At 74.2% G+C, this 7,614-nt stretch carries 7 protein-coding genes; 3 read left to right on the top strand and 4 right to left on the bottom strand.

Features of this window, described 5'->3' with window-relative positions:
* Nucleotides 1–308: 308 nt before the first annotated feature.
* Nucleotides 309–737, bottom strand: a complete 429-nt coding sequence (locus ABZ641_RS20550) for a hypothetical protein (protein ID WP_344624147.1) — start codon at nt 735–737, stop codon at nt 309–311.
* Between the two features lie 211 nt (nt 738–948).
* On the opposite strand from ABZ641_RS20550, the gene ABZ641_RS20545 reads away from it, so the two are divergent.
* Nucleotides 949–2,331 carry a glutamate decarboxylase gene (locus ABZ641_RS20545; protein WP_359983661.1) on the top strand — a complete coding sequence of 461 codons (1,383 nt, stop codon included), beginning with the start codon at nt 949–951 and terminating at the stop codon, nt 2,329–2,331.
* 49 nt (nt 2,332–2,380) lie between these two features.
* A complete protein-coding gene (locus tag ABZ641_RS20540) occupies nt 2,381–3,091 on the top strand; it encodes a pyridoxamine 5'-phosphate oxidase family protein (protein WP_344624146.1) in 711 nt (236 codons plus the stop codon).
* A gap of 104 nt (nt 3,092–3,195) precedes the next feature.
* On the opposite strand, the gene ABZ641_RS20535 is transcribed toward ABZ641_RS20540, so the two are convergent.
* The 3 genes from ABZ641_RS20535 to ABZ641_RS20525 form a co-directional block, all read right to left on the bottom strand.
* On the bottom strand, nt 3,196–5,187 hold the full coding sequence (locus tag ABZ641_RS20535) for a fructose-specific PTS transporter subunit EIIC (protein WP_359983657.1): 1,992 nt from the start codon (nt 5,185–5,187) through the stop codon (nt 3,196–3,198).
* Nucleotides 5,188–5,309: 122 nt separating this feature from the next.
* Nucleotides 5,310–6,254, bottom strand: coding sequence for a 1-phosphofructokinase (gene pfkB, locus ABZ641_RS20530; RefSeq protein WP_344624144.1), 945 nt, complete (start codon nt 6,252–6,254; stop codon nt 5,310–5,312).
* Nucleotides 6,251–7,012: a DeoR/GlpR family DNA-binding transcription regulator gene (locus ABZ641_RS20525; RefSeq protein WP_344624143.1), complete on the bottom strand. Its 762-nt coding sequence runs from the start codon at nt 7,010–7,012 to the stop codon at nt 6,251–6,253. Before ABZ641_RS20525 ends, pfkB begins: the two co-directional genes overlap by 4 nt.
* A gap of 289 nt (nt 7,013–7,301) precedes the next feature.
* Between ABZ641_RS20525 and ABZ641_RS20520 the strand changes: the two genes are divergently transcribed.
* A complete protein-coding gene (locus ABZ641_RS20520) occupies nt 7,302–7,580 on the top strand; it encodes an HPr family phosphocarrier protein (RefSeq protein WP_359983656.1) in 279 nt (92 codons plus the stop codon).
* Nucleotides 7,581–7,614 lie beyond the last annotated feature (34 nt).

The following is a 7,614-nucleotide window of genomic DNA, read 5'->3' as shown; positions in this document are numbered from 1 at the left end:
GCCGCCCGCGCGGGCGCCCGGGGGGACGGAGGTGGAGGCCATGGCGATCTCCCTTTCGGAGACGTACGGATGTCCCGACCGTCCGTCCGGTCGCCGGGCCGGGCCATCGGGACTGGGCCGTCCGGGTACCGGGGTCGCCGCAGGTGGCGCAGCCCCCGCCCGGTACGGAGTACGCCCGCTGTCGGGCACCGGTGCCGACGCGAGGGGTGCCTCGGTGGCTCTGCACAATGCTCAGGAACCGGCGGCCGACCCGGCCGTCGACGTCTTCGCCTCGCCTCTGAGCGAGCGGCCGCCCCGTGGAGGGCCGCTCAGTCCTGCCGGTACACCGCCAGTGCCCAGATGACGAAGATGTCCAGGGCGATGATCACGATGCTCCACAGCGGGTAGTACGGCAGCCACAGGAAGCTCGCGATGAGGCTCAGCGAGGCGACCCCGATGCCGGCGTACCGGGCCCAGGCCATGCCGCGGAGCACGCAGAGGCCGACGAGGGCGACCACGAGGCCCAGGATGATGTGGATCCAGCCCCAGGAGGTCACGTCGAACTTGAACACGTAGTTCGGTGTGGTGACGATCAGCTCGTCCTGCGCGACGGCGACGATCCCCTGGAACAGGTCGAGGAGACCGGTGACCAGCATCACCACGCCGGCGAACAGCACCAGGCCGGTGACCCAGCCGCTGTTCTGACGCGGTGGCAGGCCCCCCGTGGCGGGGCCCGGGGGGACGGAGGTGGAGGCCATGGCGATCTCCCTTTCGGAGACGTACGGATGTCCCGACCGTCCGTCCGGTCGCCGGGCCGGGCAATCGGGGCTGGGCCGTCCGGGTACCGGGGTCGCCGTAGGTGGCGCAGCCCCCGCCCGGTATGGAGTACGCCCGCTGTCGGGCCCGCGAGGGCGCCCGTAGGGTCCGAGGGGATGCTGTCGGACGACGCGAGAGGGGCCCTCGGTGGCTCTGCACAACGCTCAGGAACCGGCGGCCGACCCGGCCGTCGACATCTTCGCCTCGCCGCTGAGCGAGCGGCCGCTGCCCAAGCGGGCCATGCCGGACTTCCCGGCCCCGCCGTCGGTGGTCTTCCAACTGCTGCGCAACGAACTGCTGCTGGACGGCAACGCCGCGCAGAACCTGGCGACCTTCTGCACGACCTGGGCGGACGACGAGGTCCGCCGGCTGATGGACCTGTGCCTCGACAAGAACATCGTCGACAAGGACGAGTACCCGCAGACCGCGGAGATCGAGTCGCGCTGCGTGAACATCATGGCCGACCTGTGGCACGCGCCGGCCGGTGCCGAGGGGGCCAACGCGGTCGGCTGTTCGACCACCGGCTCCAGCGAGGCGGCGATGCTCTGCGGCCTCGCGCTGAAGTGGCGCTGGCGCGACCGGCGCAAGGCCGCCGGGCAGTCGACCGAGCGCCCGAACCTGGTCTGCGGGCCCGTCCAGGTGTGCTGGGAGAAGTTCGCCCGGTACTTCGACGTGGAGCTGCGCCAGGTGCCGGTGGAGCCCGGCGCGACCGGCCTGCAGCCGCACCAGCTGCGCGAGTACGTCGACGAGAACACCATCGGCGTCGTCGCGATCCTCGGCGTGACCTACACCTGCACCTACGAGCCGGTCGCGGAGATCGCCGCCGAGCTGGACCGCATCCAGACGGAGACCGGCATCGACGTGCCGCTGCACGTGGACGCCGCCTCGGGCGGGTTCATCGCCCCGTTCCTCCACCGCGACCTGGTCTGGGACTTCCGCCTGCCGCGGGTCTCCTCGATCAACGCCTCGGGCCACAAGTACGGCATGGCCCCGCTGGGCGTCGGCTGGGCGCTGTGGCGGGACAACGACGCGCTGCCGGACGACCTGGTCTTCCACGTCTCCTACCTCGGCGGCGACATGCCGACCCTCGCGCTGAACTTCTCCCGCCCCGGCGGACAGGTCGTCACCCAGTACTTCATGTTCCTGCGGCTCGGCCGCGAGGGGTACCGACGGGTCTACCAGGCCTGCGCCGACACCGCGCAGCACCTGGCCCGGCAGGTCGCCGAGATGGGCCCGTTCACGCTGCTGTACGACGGTGTGGGTGCGCTGCCGGCGGTCTCCTGGACGCTCACCGACCCGGACTCGGTCGGCTGGAGCCTGTACGACCTGTCCGACCTGCTGCGGATGCGCGGCTGGCAGGTGCCCTCGTACCCGCTGCCGCCGGACCGGCAGGAGACGGTCATCCAGCGCGTCCTGGTGCGGCACGGCGTCGACCGGGACGAGATCGAGCTGCTCGCCGAGGACATGCGCCGGGCGATCAAGCGCCTCGAACAGGGACACCCGCACGAGGCGGACCGCGTCGGTTTCCATCACTGAGTACGGTGGGGTCGGGGGTCGGACGTCGGGACGAGCGAACGGGAGGCCGATGGTGGCGGGCGACGACGGGTTCGACAGGTACCGGCCCAGTGCGGTCGGCGAGATGCTGCGGGACCGGCCGCCGATGGCCCGCGAACTGCCGGTCTTCGAAACCGACCTGGCACCGGCCGAGCCGGGAGCGCTCTTCGTGGACTGGCTGGTGCAGGCCCTCGAGGCGGGTGTGCTCGACCCGCAGGTGATGACGCTCTCGACGGTCGACGCGGACGGCGTGCCCGATGCCCGGGTGCTGGTACTGCGGGACGTCGACGCGGCCGAGGGCGCCTGGCTGTTCGCCGCGGAGGCCGACAGTCCGAAGGGCCGTCAACTCGCGCTCAGCCCGATGGCCGCGCTCAGCGTGTACTGGCCGCTGCTCGGCCGCCAGGTCCGCGTCCGCGGTTCGGTCGAGGCCGCGCCGCCGGCCGTCTCCGCGGAGGAGTTCCGCGGACGCTCGCCGGGCGCCCGGGTCGCCTCGCTGGTCGGACGGCAGAGCGAGCCGCTCGGGTCGCTCGCCGCGTACGACCTGGCGGCCGACGAGGCCCAGCTGCTGCTGGACGCCGACCCGGAGCTGGTGGCCGCGGGGCACACGGTGTACGTGTTGCGCGCCGCCGAGGTCGAGTTCTGGCAGGGCGACCCGAGCCGGCGGCACGTCCGGCTGCGGTACACCCGCACCGGCCTCGGCACCGGCCGGATCGCCTGGACCAGCACCCTGCTCTGGCCGTAGGGGAGCAGCACCGCGAAGGGGCAGCAACACAGGGGCGTGTGGGGCGTCTCCCAGCCTTCGGCCGGGAGACGCCCCACACCACCCTGATCGGCGCCTGCCGACTGTCAGGCCGCGGTGCCGGCCAGGACCCGGGCTGCCGGGTCCGGTTCCTGGGCGGCTGTCGGGGCGGGGCGTCGCAGGCCCTTCAGCAGGATCACCAGGCCGGCGGTGACGACGGTGCCCGCGGCGATCGCCACCAGGTAGAGCACCGGGTTGCCGATCAGCGGCAGGACCCAGATGCCGCCGTGCGGCGCCCGCAGGGTCGAGCCGAAGGCCATCGTCAGACCGCCGGCGACCATGCTGCCCGCCATCGCGGAGGGGATCACCCGCAGCGGGTCGGCCGCGGCGAACGGGATCGCGCCCTCGGTGATGAACGAGGCCCCGAGCACCCAGGCGGCCTTGCCGTTCTCCCGCTCCTCACGGGTGAACAGCCGCCGCCGCACGGTGGTCGCCAGGGCCAGGCCCAGCGGCGGGGTCATGCCGGCGGCCATCACCGCGGCCATCACCTTCAGGCTGCCCGCGTCCGGCACCGAGCCCGCGGTGGTCAGCGCGCCGGCGGCGAAGGTGTACGCCACCTTGTTGAGCGGGCCGCCCATGTCGAAGGCCATCATCGCGCCCAGCAGCAGGCCGAGCAGGATCGCGTTGGTGCCCGACAGGCTGTTCAGCCAGTCCGTCAGCCCCTTCATCGCGGAGGCGATCGGCGAGCCCAGCACCACGAACATCAGGAAGCCGACCGCGGCCACCGACAGCAGCGGGATCACCACCACCGGCATGATCCCGGCGATCGCCCGCGGCACCTTCCAGCCGGTCATCCAGCGCACCAGCAGGCCCGCGATCAGACCGGTGACGATGCCGCCGAGGAAGCCCGCGCCGACCGTCACCGAGACCGCGCCGCCGACGATGCCCGCCGCCAGCGCCGCCCGGTCCGCGATCGCGTAGGCGATGAACCCGGAGAGGACCGGCACCAGGAAGGCGAAGGCCGCCGCGCCGGTCTGGAAGAGCAGCGCCGCCCAGCTCAGGTGGGACGTCCAGTCGAAGTGGCCGACCACCGACGGTGCCGAGGAGATCGTGTAGCCGCCGATCGCGAAGCCCAGTGCGATCAGCAGTCCGCCGGCCGCGACGAACGGGATCATGTAGCTGACACCCGTCATCAGGTAGCCGCGCAGCCGCTTCGCCCAGTGCTCCTGCCGCTGCACGGGCGCCGGGGCGGCGGCCGGCTCCGCGGTGCGGGCGGGGGCGGCCGCGGCGAGCGCGACCGCCTCGGCGACCAGCTCGTCGGCCCGGTTGACGCCGGCCTTCACCCCGGTGTCGACCGTCGGCAGCCCGGCGAACCGGGCCCGGTCGCGGACCTCCACGTCGTGCGCCAGGATCACCGCGTCCGCGGCGGCGATCACCGCCGGGTCCAGCGGGGTCGAGCCCGCCGAGCCCTGGGTCTCCACGTGGATGGTGGCACCGGCCCGGGCCGCCGCCTGCTCCAGCGCCCGGGCGGCCATGTAGGTGTGCGCGATGCCGGTCGGGCAGGAGGTCACCGCGACCAGCCGCGGGCCGCCCGCCGAGGGCGAGGGGGCAGCGGCGGTCGCCGCGGGCTCCGGCGAGGGGGCCGGCTCCTCGTCGTTGACCAGGGCGGAGACCGCGCTCGGGTCGGTCGCCGCGCGCAGCGCCCCGGTGAACTCCGGGTCCATCAGCCGCCGGGCCAGCGAGGCCAGGATCTGCAGGTGGGCGTCGTCCGCGCCGTCCGGGGCGGCGATCATGAAGACCAGGTCGGCCGGCCGGCCGTCCGGGGCGTCGAAGTCCAGCCCGCGGGTGCTGCGCCCGAAGGCCAGGCTCGGCCGGGTGACGTGGGCCGAGCGGCAGTGCGGGATGCCGATCCCGTCGCCCAGGCCGGTCGGCGCCTGCGCCTCGCGGGCGGCCACGTCGGCGAGGAAGCCGTCGAGGTCGGTGACCCGTCCCTCGGCCGCCAGCCGCTGGGCCAGGGCACGGAGGGCCTCCGCCTTGTCGTCGGGGGCGAGGTAGAGATCCACGAGCGCAGGTGTGATCAGTCTGCCGTTGTCGCTCATCGTGTCGGTCCTTCACCAGTCGTGCATCGGTGGTGCGTGGTCGGTTCCCTGTGCCCCCAGGTCCTTCCGATCGGCCGTGCGACGGCCGGTGCGCGTCTGCGGCCCTCGCGGCCGCGCCCGGTTCAGCGGCCCAGCGGCAGCTCCCGCGGCACGTCGGCGGTCACCACGACGGTGTCCGGTTCGAGGTCGGCCGGGATCGGCATCACGCTGCCCGGCAGCCGGACGGCCGCCGCGCCGTGCGCCAGCGCCGAGGCCAGCGCCTTCGGTCCGCTGCCTCCGGCGCCGAGGAACCCGGCCAGGGAGGCGTCGCCGGCACCGACGTCGCTGCGGACCTCGTCCACCGGCGCCGTGCCGTACCAGGAGCCCTCCTCGGCGACCAGCAGCATGCCGTCCGCGCCGAGGCTGGCCAGCACCTGCTGGGCGCCGAGCTCGCGCAGCCGCTCGGCCGCGTCGAGGGCCGCGCCGAGGGTGGCGACCGGACGGCCGACCGCCTCGGCGAGTTCGTCGAGGTTCGGCTTGACCACGTCGGGGCCGGCCGCCAGCGAGGCCAGCAGGGCCGGGCCCGAGGTGTCCACGGCGATCCGGGCGCCGCCCAGGTGGGCCTCGGCGACCAGGTCGGCGTACCACTCGGGTGCCAGGCCGCGGGGCAGGCTGCCGCAGCAGGCCAGCCAGTCCACGTCCGCCCCGGCGGCCTGCCGGCGGACGGCGCCGAGCAGCGCCGCCGACTCCTCGGCGGTCAGCTGCGGCCCGGGTGCGTTGATCTTGGTGAGCGGGCCGTGCCGCTCGACGACCGACACGTTGATCCGGGTGTCGCCGGCGACCGGGACGGCCGCCACGTCGATGTCCTGACGGTGCAGCAGCTCCGCCAGCAGCCGGCCGGGCGCGCCGCCGAGCGGCAGCACGGCGGCGGTGCGGTGACCGGCGGCGGTGAGCGCCCGGGCCACGTTCACGCCCTTGCCACCCGGGTCCAGCCGGTCCCCGGTGGCCCGGTTGACCTCGCCGCGGGCGAGCTCGGACAGCTCGTAGGTGCGGTCGAGGCTGGGATTGGGGGTGATGGTGACGATCATGCGCGGATCACTTCCGGTCCGAGTTCTTCGATCTCCGCGGCCTGCCGGTCGGTCAGCCCGCTGTCGGTGACCAGGACGTCGACCTGCTCCAGCGAGCCGAACCGGGCGAAGTGCCGGGTGCCGTACTTCGAGGAGTCCGCGACCAGCACGATCCGGTGCGCCCCGGCGACCATCGCCCGCTTCACCGCGGCCTCGGCGAGGTCCGGCGTGGAGAGGCCGCCCTCCCGCGAGAAGCCGTTGGTGGCCACCACGGCCACGTCGGCGTGCACGTCGGCGAGCGCGCGCAGCGCCCAGTCGTCGACGGCGGCGTGGGTGCGGTGCCGGAGCCGGCCGCCGACCAGGTGCAGCGAGAGCGAGGGGTGGTCGGCCAGGCGGGCGGCGACCGGCAGCGCGTTGGTGACCACGGTCAGCGTGCTGTCCGCGGGCAGCAGCGCCGCCAGCCGGGAGACGGTGGTGCCGGCGTCCAGCAGCACGCTGCCCTCGGCGGGCAGCAGGGCCAGCGCGGCGCGGGCGATCCGCTCCTTCTCGTCGGCGGCGGTCGAGTCCCGCTCGGCGAGGCCGGGCTCCAGGTGCAGCGCCCCGGCGGGCAGTGCCCCGCCGTGGACGCGGCGCAGCAGCCCGGCCCGGTCGAGGGTGCTGAGGTCGCGCCGGATGGTCTCCTGCGTGACGTTGAACTCCTCGGCGAGCGAGGGGACGTCGACGCGGCCCCTGGTCTGGGCGAGCTGCAGGATCTGCTGCTGGCGCTCGGGAGCGTACATGTGGGATCGGGTCCGTTCATGTCTGTTTACGCCTGGTTGACTCCGACGATACGCCCCGGCCGTGGAAAAGCAAGAGTCCGAACATGTGGGATTTCTGCCCGATTGCGTTGACATGCCGAGCGAACCGGGCGTAAAACCAAATGAAACCCACCCGGTGACGGGTGCGTGACCACCCCCGACCGCCCGGTACCCGCGGACCGCCCCCACCGCCGGTACCGGGCCCGCGGCCCCCATCCGGACCGCCCGTTCGGGCACTCCCGGACGCACCCCGTGAACCCGAAGGACACCCATGCCCCAGCTCCTGGTCACCGTCGGCTCGCAGAGCGGCCTGCACGCCCGACCCGCCTCCCTCTTCGTCCGGGCCGCCGCCCGGCAGAGCGTCAAGGTCGGCGTCGGCCGCCCCGGCCAGACCCCGGTCGACGCCCGCAGCCTGCTCTCCGTCCTCGCCCTCGCCGCCGGCCACGGCGACACCCTGGAACTCACCGCCGACGGCGAGGAGACCGCCGCCCGCGCCGCCCTCGACGAACTCGCCGCCCTGCTCGCCGACGACCTGGACGCCGTCCGGTGACGGCCGCCCCGCTGCACGGCATCGGCGTCGGCCG

The sequence above is a fragment of the Kitasatospora sp. NPDC007106 genome (genome assembly GCF_040634455.1).
In the GTDB taxonomy this organism is placed as follows: domain Bacteria; phylum Actinomycetota; class Actinomycetes; order Streptomycetales; family Streptomycetaceae; genus Kitasatospora; species Kitasatospora arboriphila.
The sequence above is the reverse complement of the archived record's forward strand: the minus strand, read 5'-3'. Positions and strand labels throughout refer to the sequence as shown.